This window comes from Actinoplanes auranticolor (genome assembly GCF_018332655.1).
GTDB classification, from domain to species: Bacteria; Actinomycetota; Actinomycetes; order Mycobacteriales; family Micromonosporaceae; genus Actinoplanes; species Actinoplanes auranticolor.
Genome location: NZ_BOQL01000035.1, coordinates 1 through 24,829, shown reverse-complemented (window position 1 = coordinate 24,829; position 24,829 = coordinate 1). Strand labels below are relative to the sequence as shown.

The 24,829-nt window shown below is 71.3% G+C and carries 22 protein-coding genes and 1 pseudogene; 9 read left to right on the top strand and 14 right to left on the bottom strand.

Annotated elements, in window-relative coordinates; all coding sequences use genetic code 11:
- Window position 1 precedes the first annotated feature (1 nt).
- Window positions 2-1,258 (bottom strand): M50 family metallopeptidase, encoded by a 1,257-nt coding sequence (locus Aau02nite_RS22045; RefSeq protein WP_212990430.1) that lies wholly within the window; start codon window positions 1,256-1,258, stop codon window positions 2-4.
- Entirely contained in the window at window positions 1,258-2,469 is a 1,212-nt protein-coding gene (gene dxr / locus Aau02nite_RS22040) for a 1-deoxy-D-xylulose-5-phosphate reductoisomerase (protein WP_212990459.1), read from the bottom strand. The genes Aau02nite_RS22045 and dxr overlap by 1 nt, the downstream gene beginning before the upstream one ends.
- A gap of 64 nt (window positions 2,470-2,533) precedes the next feature.
- Between dxr and Aau02nite_RS22035 the strand changes: the two genes are divergently transcribed.
- Window positions 2,534-3,502: a YhjD/YihY/BrkB family envelope integrity protein gene (locus Aau02nite_RS22035; RefSeq protein WP_246595349.1), complete on the top strand. Its 969-nt coding sequence runs from the start codon at window positions 2,534-2,536 to the stop codon at window positions 3,500-3,502.
- Here Aau02nite_RS22035 and Aau02nite_RS22030 read toward each other — a convergent pair.
- Window positions 3,501-5,489 (bottom strand): annotated as a pseudogene (locus Aau02nite_RS22030) (MMPL family transporter); the annotation flags it as partial. The gene Aau02nite_RS22035 and the pseudogene Aau02nite_RS22030 sit on opposite strands and share 2 nt — an antisense overlap.
- Window positions 5,490-5,596: 107 nt before the next feature.
- On the opposite strand from Aau02nite_RS22030, the gene Aau02nite_RS22025 reads away from it, so the two are divergent.
- Window positions 5,597-6,304, top strand: coding sequence for a TetR/AcrR family transcriptional regulator (locus Aau02nite_RS22025; RefSeq protein WP_212990428.1), 708 nt, complete (start codon window positions 5,597-5,599; stop codon window positions 6,302-6,304).
- Window positions 6,305-6,315: 11 nt separating this feature from the next.
- On the top strand, window positions 6,316-7,911 hold the full coding sequence (locus Aau02nite_RS22020) for a phytoene desaturase family protein (protein WP_212990427.1): 1,596 nt from the start codon (window positions 6,316-6,318) through the stop codon (window positions 7,909-7,911).
- Here the strand turns inward: Aau02nite_RS22020 and Aau02nite_RS22015 are convergent.
- A complete protein-coding gene (locus Aau02nite_RS22015; RefSeq protein ID WP_212990426.1) occupies window positions 7,892-8,239 on the bottom strand; it encodes an STAS domain-containing protein in 348 nt (115 codons plus the stop codon). The two genes, Aau02nite_RS22020 and Aau02nite_RS22015, sit on opposite strands and share 20 nt — an antisense overlap.
- 63 nt (window positions 8,240-8,302) lie before the next feature.
- Window positions 8,303-9,871 (bottom strand): Rieske 2Fe-2S domain-containing protein, encoded by a 1,569-nt coding sequence (locus Aau02nite_RS22010; protein ID WP_212990425.1) that lies wholly within the window; start codon window positions 9,869-9,871, stop codon window positions 8,303-8,305.
- Window positions 9,872-9,997: 126 nt separating this feature from the next.
- Between Aau02nite_RS22010 and Aau02nite_RS22005 the strand changes: the two genes are divergently transcribed.
- Window positions 9,998-10,231 carry a DUF2631 domain-containing protein gene (locus Aau02nite_RS22005; RefSeq protein WP_212990424.1) on the top strand — a complete coding sequence of 78 codons (234 nt, stop codon included), beginning with the start codon at window positions 9,998-10,000 and terminating at the stop codon, window positions 10,229-10,231.
- A gap of 57 nt (window positions 10,232-10,288) precedes the next feature.
- Here the strand turns inward: Aau02nite_RS22005 and Aau02nite_RS22000 are convergent, their stop codons facing one another.
- From Aau02nite_RS22000 to Aau02nite_RS21965, 8 genes are all read right to left on the bottom strand, one after another.
- Complete coding sequence (locus Aau02nite_RS22000; protein WP_212990423.1) at window positions 10,289-11,344, bottom strand: DivIVA domain-containing protein; 1,056 nt, start codon at window positions 11,342-11,344, stop codon at window positions 10,289-10,291.
- Between the two features lie 40 nt (window positions 11,345-11,384).
- Window positions 11,385-12,563 (bottom strand): dual-specificity RNA methyltransferase RlmN, encoded by a 1,179-nt coding sequence (gene rlmN, locus Aau02nite_RS21995; protein ID WP_212990422.1) that lies wholly within the window; start codon window positions 12,561-12,563, stop codon window positions 11,385-11,387.
- Window positions 12,564-12,597: 34 nt separating this feature from the next.
- Window positions 12,598-13,749 (bottom strand): phosphatidate cytidylyltransferase, encoded by a 1,152-nt coding sequence (locus Aau02nite_RS21990; protein ID WP_212990421.1) that lies wholly within the window; start codon window positions 13,747-13,749, stop codon window positions 12,598-12,600.
- Window positions 13,749-14,306, bottom strand: a complete 558-nt coding sequence (gene frr / locus Aau02nite_RS21985) for a ribosome recycling factor (protein ID WP_212990420.1) — start codon at window positions 14,304-14,306, stop codon at window positions 13,749-13,751. The genes Aau02nite_RS21990 and frr overlap by 1 nt, the downstream gene beginning before the upstream one ends.
- A gap of 58 nt (window positions 14,307-14,364) precedes the next feature.
- Complete coding sequence (gene pyrH / locus Aau02nite_RS21980) at window positions 14,365-15,129, bottom strand: UMP kinase (RefSeq protein WP_212990419.1); 765 nt, start codon at window positions 15,127-15,129, stop codon at window positions 14,365-14,367.
- 102 nt (window positions 15,130-15,231) lie between these two features.
- The gene (gene tsf / locus Aau02nite_RS21975) at window positions 15,232-16,062 is read right to left on the bottom strand and encodes a translation elongation factor Ts (protein ID WP_212990418.1); all 831 of its coding nucleotides are present in this window, start codon (window positions 16,060-16,062) and stop codon (window positions 15,232-15,234) included.
- A gap of 78 nt (window positions 16,063-16,140) precedes the next feature.
- Entirely contained in the window at window positions 16,141-17,133 is a 993-nt protein-coding gene (rpsB, locus tag Aau02nite_RS21970) for a 30S ribosomal protein S2 (protein ID WP_246595348.1), read from the bottom strand.
- Between the two features lie 289 nt (window positions 17,134-17,422).
- On the bottom strand, window positions 17,423-18,070 hold the full coding sequence (locus tag Aau02nite_RS21965; RefSeq protein ID WP_212990417.1) for a hypothetical protein: 648 nt from the start codon (window positions 18,068-18,070) through the stop codon (window positions 17,423-17,425).
- A 269-nt stretch (window positions 18,071-18,339) separates the two neighbouring features.
- On the opposite strand from Aau02nite_RS21965, the gene Aau02nite_RS21960 reads away from it, so the two are divergent.
- The 3 genes from Aau02nite_RS21960 (at window position 18,340) to dprA (ending at window position 22,176) form a co-directional block, all read left to right on the top strand.
- Window positions 18,340-18,699, top strand: a complete 360-nt coding sequence (locus Aau02nite_RS21960) for a YraN family protein (RefSeq protein ID WP_212990416.1) — start codon at window positions 18,340-18,342, stop codon at window positions 18,697-18,699.
- The gene (locus Aau02nite_RS21955; protein WP_212990415.1) at window positions 18,700-20,238 is read left to right on the top strand and encodes a YifB family Mg chelatase-like AAA ATPase; all 1,539 of its coding nucleotides are present in this window, start codon (window positions 18,700-18,702) and stop codon (window positions 20,236-20,238) included.
- Between the two features lie 735 nt (window positions 20,239-20,973).
- On the top strand, window positions 20,974-22,176 hold the full coding sequence (gene dprA / locus Aau02nite_RS21950; protein WP_212990414.1) for a DNA-processing protein DprA: 1,203 nt from the start codon (window positions 20,974-20,976) through the stop codon (window positions 22,174-22,176).
- Window positions 22,177-22,185: 9 nt separating this feature from the next.
- On the opposite strand, the gene Aau02nite_RS21945 is transcribed toward dprA, so the two are convergent.
- Complete coding sequence (locus tag Aau02nite_RS21945; protein WP_212990458.1) at window positions 22,186-22,371, bottom strand: DNA-binding protein; 186 nt, start codon at window positions 22,369-22,371, stop codon at window positions 22,186-22,188.
- Window positions 22,372-22,837: 466 nt separating this feature from the next.
- Between Aau02nite_RS21945 and Aau02nite_RS21940 the strand changes: the two genes are divergently transcribed.
- Together Aau02nite_RS21940 and Aau02nite_RS21935 are read left to right on the top strand one after the other, a co-directional pair.
- The gene (locus tag Aau02nite_RS21940; protein ID WP_212990413.1) at window positions 22,838-23,398 is read left to right on the top strand and encodes a hypothetical protein; all 561 of its coding nucleotides are present in this window, start codon (window positions 22,838-22,840) and stop codon (window positions 23,396-23,398) included.
- A gap of 431 nt (window positions 23,399-23,829) precedes the next feature.
- Window positions 23,830-24,609, top strand: coding sequence for a GOLPH3/VPS74 family protein (locus Aau02nite_RS21935; protein ID WP_212990412.1), 780 nt, complete (start codon window positions 23,830-23,832; stop codon window positions 24,607-24,609).
- Window positions 24,610-24,829: the final 220 nt, after the last annotated feature.

Here is a 24,829-nt window from a genome sequence, read left to right as displayed (position 1 = left end):
CTCACTTAGAGAAGATGGTAATCGGGTTGATCACGTCGGCCGTGGCGGTGAGCAGCGTGAACGCCCCACCGATCAGGATGACGGCGTAGGTCAGCGGCATCAGCTTGAAGTAGTCGACGCGGCCGGGGTCGGGCTTGTGCAGCTTGCCGTAGATCCACGAGCGGACCCGCTCGTACCAGGCGATGGCGATGTGGCCACCGTCGAGCGGCAGCAGCGGCAGCAGGTTGAAGATGCCGATGAAGACGTTCAGCGAGATGAAGATCAGCAGGAAGATCTCGGGCACGCCGCGCTCGATCGCCTCGCCGCCCAGCCGGCTGGCGCCGATGACGCTGATCGGGGTGTTCGGGTCGCGCTCCGAGCCGGTGATCGAGTTCCACAGCGCCGGGATCTTCTCCGGGATCCGCTTCATCGCCACGAACGAGCCCTCGACCAGGCTCCAGTCGTACCGCAGGCTCGCGGGCACGGCGTCGAGCGGGCCGTAGGTGACCGTGCCGGGGATGTTGATGCTCTGCCCGATGCCGACCACCGAGACCTCGGCGACCTTGCCCTCCGGGTCGGCCAGCGGCGGGCGCTGCGCGGCGATCATGGTGACCGTGGTCCTACCGGGCTGGCCGTCGCGGGTGTACTCGAAGACCGTCGGGCCCGGCCGGCTGCCGCGGATGGCGTCGGTGAGCTGGCCGTAGCTGGTGATCGGGGTGTTGCCGACCTTGGTGATGACGTCGCCGGTCTTCAGCCCGGCGGCGGCGGCCGGGCCGGCGACGTCGGTGCCCGTGCCCACCTTGCACTCGTTCGCGCTGAGCACGATCGGCACGCAGTCGGCCACCGTGATCTGGGCCGGCAGGGCGACCTGCTGCTGCACGGTCTGCGGCACGTCGGGGTTGGGCAGGCCGACGAAGACCGCGGCGCACCAGGCGGCGACGATCGCGAGGGCGAAGTGGGTGAGGGAGCCGGCCGACATCACGACCGTGCGCTTCCACACCGGGTACCGCCACATGGCCCGCGGCTGGTCCTGCTCCGAGACGTCGTCGTCCTGCGGCGTCATCCCGACGATCTTGCAGAACCCGCCGAGCGGGATGGCCTTGAGGCCGTACTCCGTCTCGCCGCGGCGGAACGAGAAGATGGTCGGCCCGAAGCCGACGAAGTACTGGGTGACCTTCATCCCGTAGCGCTTCGCCGTGATCATGTGGCCCAGCTCGTGCAGGCTCACCGAGATCAAGATAGCCAGCGCGAAGGCCGCCGTCCCCAACCAGTACAGCATCAGGCTCCTTCAGCCGCCGTAGCGATCATCCGCTGGGCCTGGGCACGCGCCCAGGCCTCCGCGGTCAGCACGTCCTCGACGGTACCCGGCTCGTCGAAATCGGGGGCCGCCGCGAGCACCGCCTCGAGGGTGTCGACGATGCCCAGAAAAGGTAGCCGACCGGACACGAACGCGGCCACACACTCCTCGTTCGCGGCGTTGTAGATGGCCGGCCGGCACCGTCCGGCCGTACCGGCGGCCTTGGCCAGCCGGACGGCCGGGAAGGCGTCGTCGTCCAGCGGACGCAGCTCCCAGTTGTGCGCCAGCGTCCAGTCGACGGCCGCCGCGGCGTCGGGCACCCGCTCCGGCCAGGCCAGCGCGAGCGCGATGGGCAGCCGCATGTCCGGCGGGCTGGCCTGGGCAAGAGTCGAGCCGTCGGCGAATTCCACCAGCGAGTGCAGCACCGACTGCGGGTGCACCATCACCTCGATGGCGTCGTACGGCACGTCGAACAGCTCGTGCGCCTCGATCACCTCGAGACCTTTGTTGACCATGGTGGCGGAGTTGATCGTCACCACCGGGCCCATGTCCCACGTCGGGTGCTTGAGCGCTTCCTCCGGTGTGACGTTCGTCAGCTCCGCGCGCCGTCGGTCGCGGAACGCTCCCCCGCTGGCGGTCAGGACCAGTCGCCGGACCTCGGCGGCCGATCCGCCGCGCAGGCACTGGGCCAGCGCCGAGTGCTCCGAGTCGACCGGCACGATCTGCCCCGGCCGCGTCACCGCGGCCTTGACCAGCGGGCCGCCGGCGACGAGGGACTCCTTGTTGGCGAGCGCGAGGGTACGCCCGCAGCGCAGCGCGGCCAGCGTCGGCGGCAGCCCGAGACTGCCCACCACCCCGTTGAGCACCACGTCACAGGGCCACTGCGCCAGCTCGGTCATCGCATCCGGCCCGGCGACGATCTTCGGCAGCTTGAAGTCGCCGGTGGCCCAGCCGCGCTTCTGCGCCTCGGCGTAGAAGGCGAGCTGCAGGTCCTGCACGACGCTGGAGCGGGCCACGCCGACCACGTCGACGGCCAGCTCGAGCGCCTGCGCGGCGAGCACCTCGACGTTGCCGCCGCCGGCACCGAGCGCGACCACCCGGAACCGGTCCGGGTTGCGCCGGACGATGTCGATGGCCTGGGTGCCGATGGATCCGGTCGAGCCGAGCAGTACCAACTCACGCATGACGTTCATCTTCCCCTGCCGGGTCGAGGCGCCGGCGGGTGGATCGTAGCGCCGCACTGGGTAAGGGTGAGCCATGAGATCCCGGGTGGCGGACGTGCGCCGAAAACTGTCGGCGCCGTTCCGGCTGCTCCGTGGGCGTGACCTCGCCCTGTACTCGGCCGCGGTGACCTTCTACGCGGGGATCGCCGTGGTGCCGGTGGCGCTGCTGGCGATCTGGATCACCGGCCTGATCGCCGGGGCCGACCGGGTCCGCCGGCTCACCGGGCGCACGATCGACGCCCTGCCGGACGCGATCGGGGCGCCGCGCGCGCTCGCCGCGCTGATCGAGGCCGGTCTGCACCTGACCCCGATGCTCGCCGTGGCCAGCCTGCTGCCCGCCACCCTGTACGGCGAGGGCCTGCGCCGCGCCTTCGTGTCCCTGCGTGAGCCGGGCGAGGCGCTGGTCGGCTGGCGCGGCCGGATCCTCTGGCTGCCGCTGCTGGCCGCCTCCCCCGCCCTGCTGCTCGCGCTGTTCCTGGCGCTGCCGGTGACCAGCGGCCTCTGGGTCCGGGGCGGCTGGTACGCGGTCGCCGGGGTGATCCTGTCCTTCTTCGCCGCCTGGCTGGTCCTGACCCCCGTGGTGATCTGGGTCTACCGCGGGGTGGCCCCGGGACGCCCGGAGTGGCTGGCCACCACGCTGGTCGGCTCGTTCACCGCGGCGAACCTGTCCGGCTTCCTGCACGGTTTTGTGCTCTTCTGCTCGCTGCCGCTGGACCTGGGCGTGCCGTTCGGCGGCTTCACCGAGATCGGCGGCGTGGTCGCCGTCGGGCTGTGGCTCTACCTCTTCCACGTCATCCTGCTGGCCGGCTTCGCCGCGACCCAGAGCGCCAGCGCCTTCCAGCGGGCTAGACGGGTGCGGGCCGGCGATCCGGAGCCTCCGGAGCCGGCGGAGCCGGGGTCTCGTGGATCCCGTAGCGGCCGTAGAAACGGGCCAGCGGACCCGGCGCCCACCAGTTCCACCGCCCCAGCAGTCGCATCGTCGCGGGGACCAGCAGCGCCCTGACCAGGGTCGCGTCCACGATGATGGCCACGATCATGCCGACGCCGATGGTCTTGATGACGGTCACCGAGCCGGTGGCGAAGCCGGCCACCACCGTGATCAGCAGCACCGCGGCGGCGGTGATGATGCCGCCGGTGCGCTGCAGACCGGCGGCCACGGCAGCGGTGTTGTCGCCGCTCGCGTCCCACTCCTCGCGCACCCGGGAGAGCAGGAACACCTCGTAGTCGGTGGCCAGGCCGAAGAGCACAGCGAGCACCAGGATCATGTTGCTCGGCTCGACGAAGCCGGTGGACTCGAAGCGCAGCAGGCCCTCCAGGTGGCCGTCCTGGAAGATCCAGACGACCACGCCGAAGGACGCCCCGATCGAGGCCAGGTTCATCAGCACGGCCTTGATCGGCAGCAGGATGGAGCCGAAGGCCAGGAAGAGCAGCAGCATCGTGGCCACCGCCATGATCAGCGCCATCCAGGGCAGCCCGGCCGCGAGGCTCTCCAACAGGTCGAGGTCGATCGCGGGCCGGCCACCGACGAGCACCTCGGCGCCGACGGGCGCGGGTAGCTCCCGGATCTGCGACACGATCTCGCGGGACTCGGCGCGGGACAAGTCGGCCGGGTAGGTCACGGTGATCAGCGACGAGGTGCCGCGCTCGGCGGTGACGGTGGCGGCGGCGACGTCGGGCAGGCCGGCGATCCGTTCCGCCAGCCCGCCGGCCGGCGCACCGGTCACCAGCACGGTGATCGGTTCCTCACCACCACCGGGGAAACCGGCGGCGAGCCGCTCACCGACGATCCGGGCCGAGCTGTCGGAGGGCAGCACCCGCTCGTCGAAACCGCCGAACTCCACCCGCAGGAAAGGTGCCGCGAACGCGGTCAGCACGACGAGCACGCCGACGACGTACAGCACCGGGCGGCGCATCACGCTGTGCGCGATCCGGGCCCAGCCGGCGCCCGGGTGGGCACTGTGCGGCAGCGGGATGCGCAGCTTGTCGATGCGGTGGCCGAGCAGGACCAGCGCCGCGGGCAGCACGGTCAGCGCGGCCAGCATCGCGATCAGCACGGCGGCCATGCCGCCGATGGCCAGGCCGCCGAGGAACGGCTGCGGGAAGATCAGCAGGCTGGACAGCGCCAGCACGATGGTCAGACCCGAGACCACGACGGTACGGCCGGCCGTCGCCACCGTAGTCCGGATGGCGGCGCTCACGTCCTGCCCGTTCGCCAGCTCCTCGCGGAACCGGCTCACCACGAACAGCGAGTAGTCCACGGCCATGCCCAGCCCGAGCAGCGTGATGACGTTGATCGCGAAGACCGAGATGTCGGTGAGGTAGGTCAGCGCCCGCACCGCGACGAACGCCCCGAGGATCGCGATACCGCCGATGACCAGCGGCGACAGTGCGGCGATCAGGCCGCGGAAGATCAGCACGAGCAGGATGAACAGGATCGGCAGCGAGAAGATCTCGGCCCGGGTGATGTCCTGCTCGGTCTGCGTGTTCGCCTGGTCGGTGAAGGCGACGAGCCCACCGACCTGGGTGGTCAGGCCGGGTGCGGCGAAGGCCGGCTCGATCCGGTGGTACGCGGCGGTCTTGCCGTCCTCGTCCGTGGCCCGCAGGTAGACCGCCGCGTAGGTGGCCCGCCGGTCGGTGCTGACGAGGGCCGGCGACGCGTTCCCGTCCGTGTACGCGGCCACCTGGGCCACGTCCGCCTCGGCCCGGATCCGGCCGACGGCCTCGCTCACCGCCGTACGGAACGCCGGGTCGGTGACGGTGCCGGTGGCGCTGGACCACAGCACGATCAGGTCGGGATCACGCTGCCCGAGCTGCTCGGCGATGCCCGCGGCTGCCCTGTTCGAGGGACTGTCCGGGTCGTCGTAGCCGCCGCCGGTGAGGGCGCCGAAGACGCCGGCACCCCACGTCGCCCCGGCCACGACCAGCGCAAACGCCGCTGCGATGACCCACCAGCGCAGCCGGACGACGGCTCTGCCCCACCAGCCGAACATGTGTCTGCCTCCCGCACGGCCCGTTAGAGTCGCTCCAGATCTTGGCCAACCCAGTGAACGCCGTTTACCCTCGCAAACACCGTTCACCTTCGTCAACGGAGCACCCTATGACGACGACCACGCCCGGCCGCCGCGAACGGCTGCGCGCGGAGACCGTCACCGAGATCAAGCACGCCGCCCGCCGCCTGCTCGTCGCCGGCGGCCCGACCGCCATCTCACTGCGGGCCATCGCCCGGGACCTCGGCATGACCGCCCCCGCCCTGTACCGGTACTTCGCCAGCCTTGATGCCCTGATCCTGGCGATCGTCACCGACCTGTTCGAGGATCTGCGGGCCACGGTGGCCGACGCGGCGGTCGCGCACGGCGACGAGGAGCCGCTGGCCCGGGTCGGCTACATGGCCCGCGCGTTCCGCCGCTGGTCGCTCGACCGGCCGGCCGAGTTCGCGCTGATGTTCGGCAGCCCGGTGCCCGGGGTCACGCCGTTCGCCGAGCGGTGCGGCCCGCTCAACGACGCCGGGGCCCGGTTCGGGGAGACCTTCTTCACGGTGCTGGGCGAGCACTACGCCCGCCACCCGTTCGGCGGCGAGGCCCCCGACCTGCCCGACCCGGCACTGCGCGAGCTGTTCAAGCCGTACCTGGACATCTTCGGTGACCGTTTCCCGCTGCCCGTGATCTACCTCTTCGTGGCCGCCTGGACCCGGTTGTACGGAATCGTGGCGATGGAGGTTTTCGGCCATCTCAGGTGGGCCATGACGGACGTGGAGCCACTTTTCGAGGTCGAACTGGCCCGGACCGTCAGCCGATTGGCGCGCTAGGCTCCGCTGCCATGAGCTCTCTGCCCGAACGCGCGGACGTGGTGATCATCGGGGCCGGCCACAACGGCCTGGTCTCCGCCGTGCTGCTGGCCCGCGCCGGACTGGACGTCGTGGTGCTCGAGGCGGCCGGCGTGCTCGGCGGAGCCACCCGCACCGAGCGGCCGTTCCCACGGGTGCCCGGCCTGGGCCAGTCCACCGGCTCGTACCTGCTCGGTCTGATGCCGCCGGAGCTGCTGCGCACGCTCGACGTGGACATCCCGGTGCTGCGCCGCGACCCGCACTACTTCCTGCCCACTCCGGGCGGCCCCGGTTCGCCGTACCTGTTGTTCGGCACGGACCGCGAGGCGACCCGGGCGCAGATGCAGCGGTTCTTCTCGCCCCGCGACGTGACCGCCGACGAGGCGATGCAGGTGGAGATCGCGGCCCTGCGCGCCGATCTGGCGCCGGCCTGGCTGCGGGAGCCGGGCACGGTCGAGGAGATCGCCGACCGGCACATCCGCCCCCAGCTGCAGAGCACGTTCATCGACCTGGTCCGCGGGTCGGTCGCCGACTACCTGTCCCGGTTCGGCTTCAAGAGCGAACTGCTGATGAGCATGTACGCGGTGACCGACGGCCTGTCCGGGCTGAACGCGGGCCCCGACGACCCGGGCACCGGCCACAACTTCCTGGTGCACAACATGTGCCGGCTGCCGGGCTCGGATGGCACGTGGATGATCGCGGCGGGCGGGATGGGCACGGTGTCGCGCACGTTCGCCGACGCGGCCCGCGCCGCCGGTGCGTCGATCTTCACGAGCACTCCGGTCGCGGAGGTGACGGTCTCCCAGGGCGCTGCCACGGGCGTGGTGCTGGCCGACGGGCGGGCGATCTCGTCCCGGGTCGTGCTGGGCTCCTGCGACCCGTACAGGTTGATGAGCCTGGTCCCGGAGGGTGCGCTGCCCGCCGCCCTGACCGACCGGATGGCGGCGGTCCGCCGCCCCGGCACGACCCTGAAGGTCAACCTCGCGCTCAGCGCTCTGCCGCGCTTCTCCTGCCTGCCCGACGACGCGGCCTCGCCGTTCGGCTCGACGATCCACCTGCTGCCCGGCTCGGCGGGCCTGGCCGGCCTGGCCGGGACCGACTCGCCGATGGCCGCCCTGCGTGCGATGTGGGCCGACGTGCAGGCCGGCCGGCTGCCGGCGGAGCCGACCATCGAGTGGTACCTGCACACGACAGTCGACCCGTCCCTGCAGGACGAGGCGGGCCACCACTCGTCGGCCCTGTTCGTCCAGTCCGTGCCGTACGCGCTGGCCTCCTCGTCCTGGGAGGCGGAGCTGCCCGGCTACGTCGACCGGCTGCTGGCCATCGTCGACCGCTACGCACCGGGCACATCGGAGCTGGTGGCGGACACGATGCCGCTGAGCCCGCCGGGCATCGAGAAGCACTTCGGCATCACCGGCGGCCACATCCACCACGTCGACAACACCGTGGCCTTCAACGAGCGCATGCCGTACGCCACCGGGCTGGACGGCCTCTACGCCGGCTCGGCGGGCGCACACCCGGCCGGCAGTGTGATCGGCGCCGCCGGTCACAACGCCGCCAGGCGCATCCTCACCGATCTGGGTCGCTGACCGCCGTATCGCCGCCGGGGGCCAGCAGCGGCATCAGCCCGGTCATCTCCAGCACCTTCAGCGGCGTCTGGTGGGCCCGGACGATATGGAGCTCCCGGCCGGCCTCCCGGGCGGCGTTGAACGCCCGGACCAGGACGTTGATCGCGGACGAGTCCAGGAACTCCACCGCGTCGAGATCGATCTGGACGCACGAGATGCCGGGACGCGACATTTCCGCCAGCAGGACCGCGGCCAGTTCGTCCTCCGCGCTCATGTCGACTTCGCCGGACAGGACGACGAGGGACATTTCGCCCTGCCGGCTGACACGGTAAGCCCAGATGTCGTCCATGGGTCCCTCCCCGAGCGCTGCTGATCAATGCCAGACCTAAGAGCGCTCGGGGCGGGCCCGGCGTTACTCCGCTCGCGCGGGCATGTCCGCACCCGACTTCTCGGCGCGGATCTTGTGGCCGACGCTGGTGAGGCACCGGCCGGTCGGCAGGTCGAACTTCCAGCCGTGCAGCTGGCAGGTCAGCACGTTGCCGTCCACGATGCCGAAGCGGCTCAGGTCCGCCTTCAGGTGCGGGCAGCGGCGCTGCACGGTCCAGCCGCCCAGCTCGGTGTCCTCGGCGTCGACCGACTTCTCGTGCTCGTCGTACCAGCCCTCGGCGTACTGCAGGCGCTCCTCGGACAGGCACTTGAAGAACGCGTAGACGAACTCGTTGTACTGGCCGATCCGGGCCGCCGAGAACCGGCAGGACAGGAACAGTGAGTTCACCCAGTCGCCCTCGTCGATGAAGATCAGGTGCTCGATCAGCTCGCGCTGGGTCTTGAACCGGTAGCGGACCTTCTCGTCGGCGTACGGCCGGACCTGCTTGCCCGGGAAGTCGACCACGATCGACTCGACCGATTCGCCGTCGTAGGACAGCAGGTCGAAGCGGACCGGGCCACCGACGCCCTTGGCCAGGTAGATCGACTCCTCGAGCAGCGGCTCGATGCGCTTCTTCAGCTCGCCCAGCACGTCGATCTCGGGGTGCCGCCAGGACGCCTTCTCGGCCGCGATGATCGGCGCCTTGCGCTCGCGCATCTCCTCGAGGTGGGCCTGCTTGTCGGCGAAGAACTCGTCCACGTCGGTGGGGTGGGTGGTCTCGATCGACCCGGTGGTGAGCTCGGACACGCTGCCCGGCAGCAGCACGACGCCGTTGGTGCCGCCGACCTTGGCGTACTCGCTCATGAAGACCGACTGGTCCGGGAAGATGTTTCCCTCGTCACCGTGGATGTCGTTGAACTGCCACAGCTCGTCGTCCAGGAAGCACGGCGGGCCGGCGATCGGGAAGACGTGGTCGGCCTTCAGGTCGTCGATGTAGCGCCAGGTGCGGTCGAACTGCCGGTCGCGCTTCTGCTTGCCGAACGCCGTCTTGGCCGCCTGCGGCAGCTCGTAGACCATCGGGTACCAGATCGCGCCGGAGAACTGCAGCATGTGCGCGTGCACGTGGCCCAGCTCGGCGAACGTGGACAGGTCCGTCGGGCGGGCGTCGTTCTGGTTGAGCACCCGGACGCCGTCGTGTTCGACCCACAGCGACGAGTCGCCGATCGGGCCGTCGGTGGGGCTGATCAGCGCCTGGATCATGACCTTGAGGCCGCCGTCGAGCTCGTGCACCTCGTTGCTCTTGGTCTTGAAGAAGCTGGTGAAGCCGAGCTCACGCAGCTCGTCCTCGAGCTGGCTGGTCGGATACTCCGGCAGCAGCACCGTGGCCTTCTTGTTGATGAAGCGCTTCAGGTGCTCCGCGTCGAAGTGGTCCCGGTGCAGGTGCGAGACGTACAGGTAGTCGACGTCACCGAGGCTCTCCCAGTCCAGCTGGGAGTTGTCCGGGAACGGGAACCACGACGCGAAATACGCCGGGTTGACCCACGGGTCGCACAGAATGCTGCCCGCGGCCGTGTCGATCCGCATGCTCGCGTGGCCAGTGCCCGTGATCCGCACCGTTCAGCTCCCTCGGTTCACCCATATCCGACGGCATCGAAGGTACCGCCGGGTTGCCCGGATGCCCTCATCGGCCCCGTGTCAGACTGGACGGCAGACGTGTCCGTGCCTGAGGAGGAACCGACAGTGGCAGCCGAGAACGAGCCGGTTTACGCGCCCGACCAGCTCAAGCCGGGCAATCGCAAGGGCGCTCGGCGCGGCGCGATCGCCTCGGTGGTCGTCCTGCTGATGTACCTGTGGGGCAACCACGAGGGCAACACCGAGAACATCTGGATCATCGGGACCGCGGTCGGGCTGATCGCCGTCCTCCTGATCGATGTCGTGCTGCGCCGTAACGGCCTGCGGCCGAACGACCAGTAACCCCCGGACACAGCAAGGCCCGCTCCCCGGCCGGGGGCGGGCCTTTGCCGTACGTGCTCAGCGGTGGCGCAGCAGGATGTCCTTGACCTCGCGCAGGGCCGCGTCGACCTCGGCCTCGAAGTAGCCACCCGGAACCAGCCCGAACTGCAGCGTGTCGAGCTCGTTCTCGGGGACGGGCATCGGGCCGCGGCCGGTCATGGCCTGCAGGATGCTCTCGAAAAGCCGGTCCACCTGCACCGGGTCGTAGCCGCTGCCGAAGCGGCGCGGCTGGAACGTGCGGCGCAGCTGATCCACCCGGTACAGCTCCGGGCTGCCACCGGGGCCGCCACCCATCGGGGGGCCACCCATCGGCGGGCCACCCATGGGCGGGCCACTCATCGGGGGCGCGCTCATCGGGGACGGACCGCCGAAGCCGCCGCGGTCCCGGTCCGGCATGCGGATCTCGGCCGTCATGTCGGTCTTGCCGTGCCGGCCCGGCTCGAAGCCGTCGTAGCTGCCGGTGTCGTAGCCGGCCGGAGCGGGCGGCCGCTGCTGTTGCTGCGGCTGCTGGCCGTACCCGGGCTCCTCGTAGCGGCCGTACGGGTCCGGAGCGGGCATCTGGGGCCGCTGCGGGAGCTGCTGCGGCTGCATCCGGTCCTCGCGGCCGTACGGGTCCTCGCGGGCGAACTGGCTCTCGCGGGCGTACTGGTCGTCCCGGCCGAACTGGTCCTCGCGGGCATACTGGCGGTCGTCGCGCACCGGCGCGGGCAGGCGCTCGGTGGGCGGCGCGGACCGGCCCAGCGCCTGGCTCATCCGGTCGCCCGGCATGCCGCGCATCGGCTCCGGCTGCATCCGCTCCGGGGTCATCCGCGGGTCGGGGGAGCGCCCGCCCCGGTCCTCGAACTCGGCGAGCTGCCGCTCCACCCGGTCCAGGTGCAGGTCCACCTGCCACTCGTCGTAGCCGCCGAAGCGCACGCGGAAGACGACGTCGTGCACCTCCTGGGCACCGACGGGCGCGCCGGACTGCTCACCGGCCAGGGTCGCTTCGACCCGGTCCAGGAAAGCGTCGACCTCGTCGACCTTGTAACCGCGGCGCAGCGCGCGCCGCCGGAAACGCTGTCCCTGACTCGTCACAACGTCTCCCAAATCAGCGTCCGCAGGGAACTGAGCCCCGTCATCGTGCCACCTCCGCGTCGGCGACGGCGCCCCCAGCGTCCACCACCGTCAGCTCACTTGCGGCCAATTGGCCGCATGCACCGTCGATCTCCCGCCCCCGGGTGTCTCGGACCGTGGTCGCCACGCCGGCCTCGCGCAGCCGGCGGACGAACTCCCGCTCGACCGGCTTGGGGCTGGCGTCCCACTTGCTGCCCGGCGTCGGGTTGAGCGGGATCAGATTCACATGCGCCAGCTTGCCGTGCAGCAGCCTGCCAAGCAGGTCGGCACGCCAGGGTTGATCGTTTACGTCCCGGATCAGGGCGTATTCGATGGAGATCCGACGACCGGTCTGCGCCGCGTAGTCGAACGCGGCATCGAGCACCTCGGCCACCTTCCAACGCTGGTTGACGGGCACAAGCTCATCGCGCAGATCATCATCGGGGGCGTGCAGGGACAGCGCAAGAGTCACCGACAACCCTTCGGCGATCAACCGCCGCATAGCGGGCACGAGGCCCACGGTGGAGACGGTGATGTGCCGTTGTGAGAGACCCAGGCCCTCCGGGGCCGGAGCCACCAGCCGGCGCACGGCCTCGATCACCCGCGGGTAGTTGGCCAGCGGCTCGCCCATGCCCATGAACACGACCCGGGACAGCCGCGGCGGCGACCCGGTGACCGCGCCGGAGGCGGCCACCCCGGCGAGATAGACGACCTGGTCGACGATCTCGGCGATGGAGAGGTTGCGGGTGAGCCCGGCCTGGCCGGTGGCGCAGAACGGGCAGGCCATGCCGCAACCCGCCTGGCTGGACACGCACGCGGTGATCCGGTCGGGATAGCCCATCAGGACGCTCTCGACCATGGCGTTGTCGTGCAGCTTCCACAGCGTCTTGCGGGTGGCGCCGTCGTCACAGGCCAGCTCGCGCTGCGGGGTGAGCAGCGTGGGCAACAGGTCGGCGGCGAGCTTGGCCCGCGACGCGGCGGGCAGGTCGGTCATCGCGGCGGGGTCACGCACCAGCCGGGCGAAGTAGTGGGTGGAGAGCTGCTGGGCCCGGAACGCGGGCTCGCCGAGAGCGGCGACGGCGGCGCGGCGGCCGGCCAGGTCGAGGTCGGCGAGGTGGCGCGGCGGCATCGCGGGGCGACGGCGGGTGACCACCGCGTCGGGGGCGTCGGGGCTGATCGGGATGACCGGAAGAATCGTCATGGCGTATCCAGTCTCCCACGTCGCGCGTCCATGCCTACCCCGGCGGCGCGATGAGCCAGAGCAGCAGGAAAGCCGTCGGCACCGCGAAGAGGATCGAGTCGAGCCGGTCCATCAGGCCACCGTGGCCCGGCAGCAGGTTGCTCATGTCCTTGATGCCGATGTCCCGCTTGAGCATCGACTCCGCCAGATCGCCCAGCACGGCGACCACCGAGAGCACGGCACCGAAGAGCAGGCCCCAGTAGAACGGGACGTCGAGCAGGAAGTACGCCAGCGCGGAGCTGCCGACGGCCGCCGCGGCGACCGAGCCCGCGAAGCCCTCCCAGGACTTCTTGGGGCTGATCGTGGGGGCCATCGGGCGCTTGCCGAAGAAGACGCCGGCCGCGTAGCCGCCGGTGTCCGACAACACCACCGCGAGCAGGGTGATGAGCACCCGGTAGTCGCCGTCGTCGGGCTTGGCCAGCAGCACCCCGAAGCTCAGCAGGAACGGCACGTAGACGGCGATCAGCGCGGTTGCCGCGAGGTCTTTGGTGATTCCGGTGACACCGTCGGCCAGCCGCCAGAGCAGCGTGGCCAGGACGGTCACCACGAGGCCCAGGATCAGCGCATCGGTGCTGCCGTACCAGGCCAGCCCGGTCATCAGCACGCCGCCGGTGACCAGCGGGATCAGCGGCGGCTTGGCGCCGGTGACCTTGAGTGCCCGGACCATCTCCCAGATGCCCAGGCCGGCGGCCACGGCGATGACCCCGAGGAAGGCCGGCCGCCAGACGAACAGCGAGGCCAGGACGACCAGGATCATGCTGACCCCGACCGCGATGGCGGCGGGCAGGTTGCGCCCCGCCCGCCCGGTGGGCTTCACCGGGGGCTTGCCGTCGCGTCCGGCCCGGCGCTTACCCGGCCCACGGGCTCCCTCCGCTTCGGTGGCGGTCAGCTCCCATTCCGCCTGGGAAGTGGAGGTGGCGGCCACGGGCGGGTCCCACGGCGGCGCCGCGGGCTCGGGGGCGGGCGTGAAGGCGTTCCACACCGGGCCGTTCTCAGCCGCCTGCTGCGCGGCCTGCCGGCGGTGCTCGGCGTACGGATCGGGCTCGGCGGCAGGCGCGTCGAGGCCGTACGGGGCCGGGACGTCGGGTTGCCCGGACGCCCGGCCACCGGAAGGGGTCTGCCCACCGCGGGGCTCGAGGTACGACATCAGACCTCGAGCAGCTCTGCTTCCTTGTTCTTGACCAGCTCGTCGACCACCGCGACATAGCGGTGCGTGACGTCGTCGAGCTCCTTCTCGGCGCGGCGGCCGTCGTCCTCGCCGGCCTCGCCGTCCTTGACCAGGCGGTCGAGCTGCTCCTTGGCCTTGCGGCGCACGTTGCGGATCGCCACGCGCCCCTCCTCGGCCTTGGTGCGGGCCACCTTGATCATGTCGCGGCGGCGCTCCTCGGTCATCTGCGGGAGGTTGATCCGCAGCTGCGTACCCTCGTTGTTGGGGTTGACCCCGAGGTCCGAGTCGCGGATCGCCCGCTCGATCGGGCCCAGCTGGGACGCGTCGTACGGCTTCACGATCACCATGCGCGGCTCCGGCACGCCGACCGACGCCATCTGGGTGATCGGGGTGAGCGCGCCGTAGTAGTCGACGACGATCTTGGAGAACATCGCCGGCGTGGCACGGCCCGTACGGATCGCGGCGAACTCCTCCTTGGCGTGCTCGACCGCGCTCTCCATCTTCTCTTCGGCCTCGAAGAGGGTCTCGTCGATCACCGCTCCGTCGCCTCCTTGTTCCTCGTGGTCGTTGCGAAAGTGTGGGGTAAGCGCGGGATCACGTGGTGATCAGGGTGCCGATCTTCTCACCGCTGACGGCGCGGACGATCGTGTCGTCGCCCTGGGCGCCGAAGACGAGCATCGGCAGGCCGTTCTCCTCGCAGAGGCTGAACGCGGCTTGGTCGGCGACGCGCAGGCCCTGCTGGAGCACGCTGGCGAAGGTGATGTGGTCGATCTTGCGGGCGTCCGGGTCGGTCCGCGGGTCGGCGGTGTAGACCCCGTCGACGCCGTTCTTGCTCATCAGCACGAGGTCGGCGTGGATCTCCAGCGCGCGCTGCGCGGTGACCGTGTCCGTGGAGAAGTACGGCATGCCGGCGCCGGCGCCGAAGATGACGACGCGGCCCTTCTCGAGGTGCCGGATGGCGCGCAGCGGGATGTACGGCTCGGCGACCTGGGCCATCGTGATCGCGGTCTGCACCCGCGTCTCGATGCCCTCCTTCTCCAGGAAGTCCTGCAGGGCCAGGCAGTTCATGACCGTGCCGAGCATGCCCATGTAGTCGGCCCGGTTGCGGTCCATGCCGCGCTTCTGCAGCTCGGCGCCGCGGAAGAAGTTGCCGCCGCCGACGACGACCGCGATCTGCACGCCGCGGCGGGTGGCCGTGGCGATCTGCCGCGCGATGCCCTGCACGACGTCGGGGTCGACACCCACCGCGCCGCCACCGAAGACCTCGCCGGAGAGCTTCAGCACGACCCGCCGGGGCCGCTCGGCCCGGGGCGTCGTGACCTCGTCCACCACGACAGCCTGCTCGGTCACCATCGTCATGCCGGTCCGCCCTTTCCTTCGCTAACCCGAGACCCTATGTGACGGGGAGGCCGGGCGCTTGTCTCGCGTCCCGGCCTCCCGCGCAGTGCGCTGGCGCCTGGATTACTCCTGGCCGACCTCGAACCGGACGAAGCGGGTGACTTCGATCCCGGAGTCGGCCGTGACCTGCTTGACGGTCTTCTTGTTGTCGGTGACCGACGGCTGCTCCAGCAGGACGAAGTCCTTGAAGAAGGAGTTCACCCGGCCTTCGACGATCTTGGGCAGCGCCTGCTCGGGCTTGCCCTCCTCGCGCGCGGTCTGCTCGGCGATGCGACGCTCCGACTCCACGGTCTCGGCGGGCACCTCCTCGCGGGTGAGGAACTTCGGCCGCATGGCGGCGATCTGCATGCCGACCGCGCGCGCGTCGTCGGCGCCGGCCTCGTCGGTCTTGCCGGTGAACTCGACCAGCACGCCGACCTGCGGCGGCAGGTCCTGCGCCTTGCGGTGCAGGTAGACCGCGACGTTGCCGTCGAGGATCGCGAAGCGGTTGAGGACGATCTTCTCGCCGATCTTGGCCGAGAAGTCCTGGATCACGTCGGCCACGGCGCGGCCGTCGGCCAGCGTGGAGGCCAGCAGCGCGGCGGCGTCGGCCAGCTTGGCCTGCTCGCCGTGCTCGACCAGGGTCTGACCCAGCGCGACGAAGTCGGGGGTCTTGGCGACGAAGTCGGTCTCGCAGTTGAGCTCGAGCAGCGCCTTGCCGGAGTGCGCCACGATGCCGTTGGCGGCGGTCCGGCCGGCCCGCTTGCCGACGTCCTTGGCACCCTTGATGCGCAGGAACTCGACGGCCTGGTCGAAGTCACCGTCCGACTCGTCGAGCGCCTTCTTGCAGTCCATCATGCCGGCGCCGGTGAGGTCGCGGAGCTTCTTCACGTCCGCGGCGGTGTAGTTGGCCATGACTCTCTCTCGATGCTTGAGGTCCGGGATCTTCCGGGGCCGGCCGCCGCGGGCGGCGGCCGGCTTCCTTGAAGTTTGTTACTCCGCGGTGGCGGCGACCTTCTGAGGGGCGTCCGGTACGGCATCGACGGCCGGGGTGGCGTCGTTGCCGGCGACGGCGGGAGCAGCCTCGCCGGCGGGCGGCGCAGCGTCTCCGGCGGGCGGCGCAGCGTCTCCGGCGGCCGGCGCAGCGTCTCCGGCGGCCGGCGCAGCGGCGGTCTCGGTGTCAGCGGCCTTCTTGTCGGCGCCCTCGTAGAGGTCGCGCTCCCACTCGGGCAGCGGCTCACCGGCGGCGACGGTGCCCGGCTCGGGCTTGTCGTCGGCGTTGCCGCGGTTACGGCCGGAGCGCTTGATCAGACCGTCCGCGACGGCGGCGGCGATGACCTTGGTCAGCAGCTCGGCCGAGCGGATCGCGTCGTCGTTGCCCGGGATCGGGAAGTCGACCTCGTCCGGGTCGCAGTTGGTGTCCAGCACCGCGATGACCGGGATGCCCAGCTTGCGGGCCTCGTCGACGGCGATGTGCTCCTTCTTGGTGTCGACGACCCAGATCGCCGACGGCACCTTCGTCATGTCCCGCAGACCACCGAGGGTCTTGGTGAGCTTGGTCTGCTCACGGAACAGCTGAAGGGTCTCCTTCTTGGTGTAGCCGGCGGCGGTACCGGTGAGGTCGCCGATCGCCTCGAGCTCCTTCATGCGCTGGAGCCGCTTGTACACCGTCTGGAAGTTGGTCAGCATGCCACCGAGCCAGCGGTGGTTGACGTACGGCTGGCCCACGCGGGTCGCGTGCTCCGCGATCGCCTCCTGGGCCTGCTTCTTGGTGCCGACGAAGAGGATGTGGCCACCCTCGGCGACGGTGTCCCGCACGTACGCGTAGGCCTTCTCGATGTAGTCGAGGGTCTGGCGCAGGTCGATGATGTAGATACCGTTGCGCTCCGTCATGATGAATCGCTTCATCTTCGGATTCCAGCGCCGGGTCTGGTGCCCGAAGTGGACACCGCTCTCCAGCAGCTGACGCATGGTCACGACGGCCATGGTGAATTGCTCCCTGTTATTTCCCTGGTTGTCACGCTCACCGGCGGTGTGCGTCCTGGCGCCCGGTCGCCGGCCCAGGTGGACCCGAGAGGATCGGGACCAGGGAGGACCGTCGCTGACGGCTCATGACCCTCGCCGCGAGGTGCAGCCGGCGAGTGATCAATCATGGCTCGTGCAGAAGGCGCGCGAAGTCGACCGCACGAGGCGGTCGCCGTGGACAAGCATACGCCGTGGGCGGGGCGGCCCGCTTCCGGGCGGGCGCCGCCCGACTTCCGGGGTTTTTGTCGGATTAAGCGACGCCGAGGCCGGCGGCCAGCAGCAACAGCAGGCCGATCGGCAGATACGCGAGCGGCGGACGCAGCCAGGCGTCACGGACACTCGCCCGGCCGCCGCCGGCCAGCGAGTACAACCCGAACCCGGTGAGCGGCAGCCCGAGCGTCAGCAGGACCGCGGGCACGACACCCCGAGCGGTCGGGTCGTCGACGAACGTGGCCTGGATCAGCAGCAGCAGCGCCGGGATCAACAGGACGACGGTGACGGCCGCGAACACGATGGCCGAAACCGGACGGCGGGAGTGGTACACCGGGTCGGGAGCGCCGCCACCCGGCTTGGCCATGGGGACCATGCTGGTCGGCTCGTCGTAGGGGGACGCCGCCGCCGGCGGGGGCTCCGGCGCGGCGCCGTACGTGGTGGTCGTGGTGACCGTGGACACGGCCGGGGCGTCGGCGAGCGACGTGGCCCCGCTGCTCGGCCGGACCGCCGGATACTCGGGCCCGCGCACCGGGATGCGGATCGAGCCGGAATCGGCGGACGACAACGCGTGGCTGCCGGAGGTCGTCACCGGATCGGGTGACGCGTAACCGGCCGGCGGGGCGGAGTACGGGTCGGCCGAGCGCTGGTCCGGCAACCGGAACGCGCCGCTGGGACGCTCGTGCACAGCCGAGTCGTAGGGGTTCGTCTCCGGCGGCTGAGCTGCGTACGGGCTCGGGACCTCAGGCGATCGCGACCCGGTGTACCAGCTGGGTTCCGGCTCTTCGGCGTACCGGCGATGTCCTTCCACGATTTCGCACCGTAGGTGACGCGGAGGCCGGATGCCACCGGTGGGGGCCTATCAGATGCCGACGATGACGCTGCGGTTATCCACAATCGCGCTCTGTCCACAACCGGGTCCGCGCGAGGCCGCCCGGATGCGCGAGGGTCGCCGCCATGACGACGGAGAGAAGGGCGGTCGGCGCGTACGGCGAGCGACTGGCCGAGCGGCACCTGCGCGACCAGGGGCTGGTGGTGCTGGCCCGCAACTGGCGCTGCGCCGAGGGCGAGGTCGACCTGATCCTGCGCGACGGCGAGGACGTCGTCTTCTGCGAGGTCAAGACCCGCCGCGGCGACACCTTCGGCGCGCCGGCCGAAGCGATCCGCCCGGCCAAGGTCCGCCGCCTGCGCCGGCTGGCGGCCCGCTGGCTCGAGCAGACCGGGGTGCACCCGAGAGAGGTCCGCTTCGACGTGGTGGCGGTGCTCCCCCAGCCGCGCGGCGCGACCGTGGTCGAGCACGTCCGCGCGGCGTTCTAGGTGAGCTACGCACGGGTGCTCTGCGTCGGTCTCGTCGGCGTCGAGGGACACCTCGTCGAGGTCGAGGCGGACCTGTCCCCCGGGCTGCCCGCGGTGGTGCTGACCGGACTGCCGGACACGGCGCTGCACGAGGCCCGCGACCGGGTGCGCGCCGCGGTGGTGAACTCGGGCCAGAGCTGGCCGAACAGGCGCATCACGGTGAACCTGCTGCCGGCCACGGTGCCCAAGCACGGCAGCGCGTTCGATGTGGCGATCGCCTGCGCGCTGCTGGCGGGGGCGGGCGAGCTGCCGCTGGCGCCGCTGGAGGGCGTGGTGGTGCTGGGCGAGCTCGGCCTGGACGGCGCGGTGCGGCCCATCCGCGGGGTGCTGCCGATGGTGGCGGCGGCCGCCCGGGCCGGGATCGGGCGGGTGATCGTGCCGCTGGGCAATGCCCGCGAGGCGACCGTGGTGCCGGGGGTGACGGTTCGCGGGGTCGACTCGCTGCATCGGCTGGTCGCGTACGTCCGGGGCGAGGACCACCTGCCGGAGCCGGCGCCCGCACCGCCACCGCCACCGGCCGGTGGACCCGACCTGGCCGACGTGGCCGGCCAGGAGCTGGGCCGCTATGCGCTCGAAGTGGCGGCCGCAGGCGGACACCACCTGGCTTTGATCGGGCCGCCCGGCGCGGGAAAGACCATGCTGGCCGAGCGCCTGCCGTCCCTGCTGCCCGAGCTGGACGACACGTCGGCCCTGGAAGTGACGGCGCTGCAGTCGATCGCGGGCGTGCTGCCGCCGGACGGCGGCCTGGTCCGCCGCCCGCCGTTCCAGGCACCCCACCACAGCGCCAGCCTGGCTGCGCTGGTCGGCGGCGGCTCGGGACTGGCCCGGCCCGGCGCTCTGTCGCTGGCCCACCGCGGGGTCCTGTTCCTGGACGAGGCACCGGAGTTCGCCAACGCGACGCTGCAGGCGCTGCGGCAGCCGCTGGAGAGCGGGCGGGTGCGGCTGGCCCGGGCGCGCGGAAACACCGAGTATCCGGCCCGGGTGCAGGTGGTGCTGGCGGCCAACCCGTGCCCGTGCGCGAACCCGGCCGGCGACCAGTTCTGCGTGTGCAATGCGACGGCCCGGCGCCGGTATCTGGCGAAGCTGTCCGGCCCGTTGCTGGACCGGATCGACATCCAGATCCGGATCCAGCCGTTGAGCGCGGCCCAGCTGATGACGACCGCGGCCCCCGCCGAGTCGTCCGCTGTGGTGGCGGCACGGGTGGCCGAGGCGCGGGCGGCGGCGGCCGAGCGGTGGTCGAAGGCGGGCTGGCGGGTGAATGCGGAGGTCCCGGGGCCGTACCTGCGGCGACCACCGTGGCGACTGGCGGCACGGGACACGGCGGCGTTGCGGGCAGGGCTGGACCGGGGCGCCCTGTCGGCGCGGGGATTCGACCGGATTCTGAGGTTGGCCTGGTCGATCGCGGACCTGGACGGGCGGGGGCGGCCGACGGGCTCGGACGTGCACGAGGCGGCACAACTACGAATTGGAGAGGCTCATGACCAGAGAGACCAGACCTGACCAGCACCGGCCGCCACGGATTGCCCTGCGGTCCCCGGCGCCGTTTACACCGCGGTCCTCGCCGCGGGTTGCCATGCAGCCCCTGCCGCCATCCTCGCCGCGGGATCTGCCACCGTCCCCACCGCGGGGCGTCAGGCAATCCTTACCGCCACCCCCACTGCGGGATGACAGGCAATCCCCACCGCCATCCCCACCGCGGGATGTCAGGCAGCCCCTGCCACTGTCCCCACCGCCCGGGGTCAGGCAATCCCCACCGCCATCCCTACCGCTCGGCGTCAGGCAATCCCCACCACCATCCCCACCGCGGGATGTCAGGCAGCCCCTGCCACTGTCCCCACCGCCCGGGGTCAGGCAATCCCCACCGCCATCCCCACCGCTCGGCGTCAGGCAATCCCCACCACCATCCCCACCGCGGGATGACAGGCAGCCCCTGCCACCATCCCCACCGCGGGATGACAGGCAATTCCCGCCACCACCCACACCGCGGTATGTCAGGCAATCCCGGCCGCCGTCCCTGCGGGACGTCAGGCAGTCCGTTATTGGGCGGGAGCCGACTGCGGCGGGCGTGGATGTGGCCGGCGCGGATGTGGCGGCGGTCGTCCGGCTGTGGCCTGACGGCGGCTCGGGCGCCGCGATCGGCTGGCCGTCCGGTGGCCGGCACCGTCGCACACGCCGGCCCTGGCTGATCCCCACCTCGTCCGTCCCGTCCGGGGACGACGACGGCGGGAGGGCGGCATGAGCGGGTCGCGGCCGGGTGATGACGCCGACCGGATGGCGCGGGTGGCACTCACCTGGCTGGCCGAGCCCGGCAACCGGGCCGTGTGGCAGCTCGTCCAGGCGGGCGGCGCCGAGGCCACCCTCGACCGCCTGCTCGGCGGGGACATCCCGGAGCCGACGTTGCGCGCGGCGGTGATCTCCCGGACCACCGCCGGCGACCCACGCCGGCTCGCCGAGGCGGCACTGCACCGGGCGGAGCGGCTCGGCGCCCGGGTCGTGGTCCCCGCGGATCCGGAGTGGCCGACCGGTGTGGACAGCTTGAGCACTCTCGAGCTCGAAGGCGGCGACCGGATCAACCGGAACGTCCGACCGCCGCTGTGCCTGTGGGTCCGGGGCGGGCGGCGGCTCGATGAGGCGTTCGCCCGTTCGGTCGCGGTGGTGGGCGCCCGCGCTGCGACGAATTACGGCGTCCACGTGACCAACGAGTTGGCGTACGGGCTGGCCGAGCACGGGTGGACGGTGGTGTCCGGCGGCGCGTTCGGGATCGACGCGGCGGCGCATCGGGCGGCGCTGACGGCTGGCGAGCTGACGGTCGCTGTACTGGCGTGCGGGGTCGACCGGCCGTACCCGGTGGGGAATTCCGCCATGTTCGAGCAGATCGCGGAGAGCGGTCTGCTGATGAGCGAGTGGCCGCCGGGATCGGATCCGCTGCGGCACAGGTTCCTGATCCGTAACCGGGTCATCGCGGCGGCGACGGCGGGCACGGTGATCGTCGAGGCGGCCGCCCGCAGCGGCGCCGTGCAGACTCTCAGCCGGACGGTCGCTCTCGGCCGGCGAGCCATGGTCGTGCCCGGCCCGGTGACGTCGGCGATGTCGGTGGGCTGCCACGAGCTGCTCCGCCGGCATCCCGAGACCGTCGTCGTGACCGGGACGGCCCAGGTCCTCGAAGAGGTCGGCACGATCGGCGAATATCTGGCGGAGATACCGCGCGGCCGCGATCACGTCCGGGACGACCTGGACGAGGATTCCGCCCTGGTGCTGGAGGCGATACCGCGCCGGGGAACGGTCGGGCCGGAGGAACTGGCGGCCCGGGCCGGGCTGGGCGTTCGTACGGTGCTGCGCCGGCTCTCCCTGCTGGAGATGGCCGGCCTGGTGGTACGTCGCAGCGACGGCGTGGCACTGGCCCGGTCGGCCAGACGAGCGCCGCCGGGTCCGGTGTAGAGCGCGGCGTCAGGCCTCGACGTCGTCCACGTCGCGGCGGTGTGCCTTCATCCAGGCCTCGACGTCCTCGGTCGCCCACACCTTGCCCTGGGCCAGATCAGCGACAGGCGCGGGAAAGTCCGCCCTGCTGGTGATCTGGTACGCGCGCTGACGACTGACCCCGCCCAGGCGAATGCGGATCTCGTGCGCGCCCATCAATCGAATCGGCTTGCTTCCCACATGATCGACCGTAGACGTATGACTATTAGTCATGGGTCAACTTCGCAAACGACAGCTAGTCGCTGAGCAACTACGGTGGCCGCATGAGCATCCCCGACAAGCGGACTCTCGGATTGGTGGCCGGATGACTGACCCCGACAAGCGGTTCCCCGCAGAGGCGGCCGGATGACTATCCGTCGCAAGCGGCGCCTCGGCCCGGTCCCGCACGAACCGTCCCACCGGCGCCTCTGGCGGTCGCTGTGGCGACGTTGCTCGTGCGGACTCCCAGCCCCGTGCGTGGACCGCCTGGTCCCCGCGCCACGACTACCGTTCCCTCTCCCGCCGGGCGGCGACACCGTGGACACCGGCATGCCGAGCGTCGCAAGTGCCCGGTACGACCAGGCGGACCAGGCAGCAAGCACACCGACCGGACGCGACGTGACTTCCCGGGCGTGCCAGGGGCATGGGTCAATCCATCGGCCCGGGCGCCAGTCTGCCCAGCCCGGGCACGAGGCACCGAATCGCCCCGGCGGCCAGTCCCGGGGCGCGCCCGGAGCCGGTCGACCCGCCCGGACCCGGCGGCTACCTGGCCAACACGCATGTCAGCAGTGACAGCCGACCCGAGGTGGTCGGCAACGTCGCCGCGGAGCCCGAACGCCCGGGTATCACCACGCCGCCGGCTCCCCACACCGCCGCCCAGACCGGTGAACACTCCGACAAACTGCGGCCACTGGATCTCCGCACTGCCGTCCGAACCGACGGATTCCTCAACGAGCTGCCGCCACTGGATCCCCGCGCCGCCACCCGAACCGACGGATTCCTCAACGAGCTGCCGCCGCACGATCCCCACACCGCCACCCAGACCGACGGGTTCCTCGACGGGCCACGGCCGCGGGATCCCCACACCGCCACCCGGACCGGCGAGCACTCCGACGAACTGCGGCCACTGGCTCCACGATCCGCCACCCACACCGACAGGATCCTCAACGGGCCGCAGCCGCGGGATCCCCACACCGCCGCCTGAATCGGCGAGCACTCCCACAAACAGCGGCCACTGGGTCCCCGCACCGCCACCCAGATCGGCGAGCAAGTCGATCAACCACGGCCGCTGGATCCCCGCGCTACCGCCCAGATCGGCGGAGTCCTCGACAGGCCGCGGCCACTGGATGCCCGCACCGCCACCCAGATCGGCGGGTTCTTCGACGGGCCGCAGCCGGTCGAGCCGAGCCTCGCGCCCAAGGCACGGTGCTCAGGCGGACAGCGCCGTCGAGCACGCCGAGGACCCGTTCCACCTCGGCGACGACCGGACGCCGACCCGGGCGAGCACACCCCAGGGATCCGCGCCGGCGTCTCCGCCCGCTGAGCACTCGGTCCGCAGCCGGCCCGGCCGCCGACGGCCCCCCTACCGCCACGCCTTCGACCGCGAACACCTCCCCGGAGGAAAGGAACGTTGTCATGCCGTCAGCGGAGCCGACACGGCTCACCGACGACCTGTGGCTCGCCGCGCACGACGGCGTCAAAGGCGCTCGCCTGATCGGTGACTGGCCGCTCGGGGTCGCTCTGGCCACCGGGCTGCTGGCGGAGTTCATCCAGGGCGGCTTCCTGGAACTGCGCGAGGGCGAGCTGTTCCGCACCGCGAAGGCCGCCGCCGCCCTGCCGAGCGATCCTGCGCTGCGCCCGGTGCTGGTCACGATGCAAGCCGAAGAGCAGACCTGGCCCGTCCCGACGGCTCCGGTGCGGGCATGGGCGCACGACGAGCACAGTGGCTGGCTACCACCGGTCAGGCAGGAGACCCGGCACCGCCTGCCCGGCCACCAGCTCAACGCTTGGATCTCCTACCTGGCCTACGAGCAACGCGCGGAGACCCGGGTCCTCGACCGGCTGTCCCGCACCGGTCTGGTCCGGCGTGAGGAGCACCGTCGGCTGTTCGGCGGCACCACGGTGCGCTACGTCCCGTGTGATTCCTACGCCTCGGGGACGCCGGCGAACACCATCACCCATGCGGTGCAGACCGGTCGCCGCCTGTCCGGGTCGGACGTCGTTCTCGCCGGCCTGTTCCTGGCCAGCGGGCTGCACCACCATGCCCTGGCCACGCTGTCGCCGTACGAGCGGTCGCTGCTGGCCCAGCAGATCCAGGCCGGGCTGACCGACACCGGCGAGCCCGGCATCAAGGCGATGGTGCGGGAGCTGCTGCAAGCGGCGGACGCCGCGATCGGTGAGGCCGCCATGCGCTGAACGACCGCAACGCATCACCCACCCCTCAACCCACTCCGCAGGAGGAACCCCCGTGTCCGCACCTCCCTCTGTCGCGCAGTCCCCCGTGTCCTACGCGCTCGCGCGTAACCGGCTCGGTCCGTTGGCGATCGGCTCGGCGATCTGCTCGTCCGTGGCGCCCCTGACGGTCATCACCCTCGTCGTGCCCCTGGCCATCGCGGCGACCGGCCTGCTCGGCTTC

Coding starts and splice junctions, on each gene's coding strand:
- Aau02nite_RS22045 (WP_212990430.1), bottom strand. CDS start 1,258: ATGCTGTACTGGTTGGGGACGGCGGCCTTCGCGCTGGCTATCTTGATC.
- Aau02nite_RS22025 (WP_212990428.1), top strand. CDS start 5,597: ATGACGACGACCACGCCCGGCCGCCGCGAACGGCTGCGCGCGGAGACC.
- pyrH (WP_212990419.1), bottom strand. CDS start 15,129: ATGACGATGGTGACCGAGCAGGCTGTCGTGGTGGACGAGGTCACGACG.
- Aau02nite_RS21935 (WP_212990412.1), top strand. CDS start 23,830: ATGCCGTCAGCGGAGCCGACACGGCTCACCGACGACCTGTGGCTCGCC.
- Aau02nite_RS22035 (WP_246595349.1), top strand. CDS start 2,534: ATGAGATCCCGGGTGGCGGACGTGCGCCGAAAACTGTCGGCGCCGTTC.
- Aau02nite_RS22020 (WP_212990427.1), top strand. CDS start 6,316: ATGAGCTCTCTGCCCGAACGCGCGGACGTGGTGATCATCGGGGCCGGC.
- dprA (WP_212990414.1), top strand. CDS start 20,974: ATGAGCGGGTCGCGGCCGGGTGATGACGCCGACCGGATGGCGCGGGTG.
- Aau02nite_RS21960 (WP_212990416.1), top strand. CDS start 18,340: ATGACGACGGAGAGAAGGGCGGTCGGCGCGTACGGCGAGCGACTGGCC.
- Aau02nite_RS21945 (WP_212990458.1), bottom strand. CDS start 22,371: ATGGGCGCGCACGAGATCCGCATTCGCCTGGGCGGGGTCAGTCGTCAG.
- Aau02nite_RS22015 (WP_212990426.1), bottom strand. CDS start 8,239: ATGGACGACATCTGGGCTTACCGTGTCAGCCGGCAGGGCGAAATGTCC.
- Aau02nite_RS21940 (WP_212990413.1), top strand. CDS start 22,838: ATGGGTCAATCCATCGGCCCGGGCGCCAGTCTGCCCAGCCCGGGCACG.
- tsf (WP_212990418.1), bottom strand. CDS start 16,062: ATGGCCAACTACACCGCCGCGGACGTGAAGAAGCTCCGCGACCTCACC.
- dxr (WP_212990459.1), bottom strand. CDS start 2,469: ATGAACGTCATGCGTGAGTTGGTACTGCTCGGCTCGACCGGATCCATC.
- Aau02nite_RS21990 (WP_212990421.1), bottom strand. CDS start 13,749: ATGTCGTACCTCGAGCCCCGCGGTGGGCAGACCCCTTCCGGTGGCCGG.
- rpsB (WP_246595348.1), bottom strand. CDS start 17,133: ATGGCCGTCGTGACCATGCGTCAGCTGCTGGAGAGCGGTGTCCACTTC.
- rlmN (WP_212990422.1), bottom strand. CDS start 12,563: ATGACGATTCTTCCGGTCATCCCGATCAGCCCCGACGCCCCCGACGCG.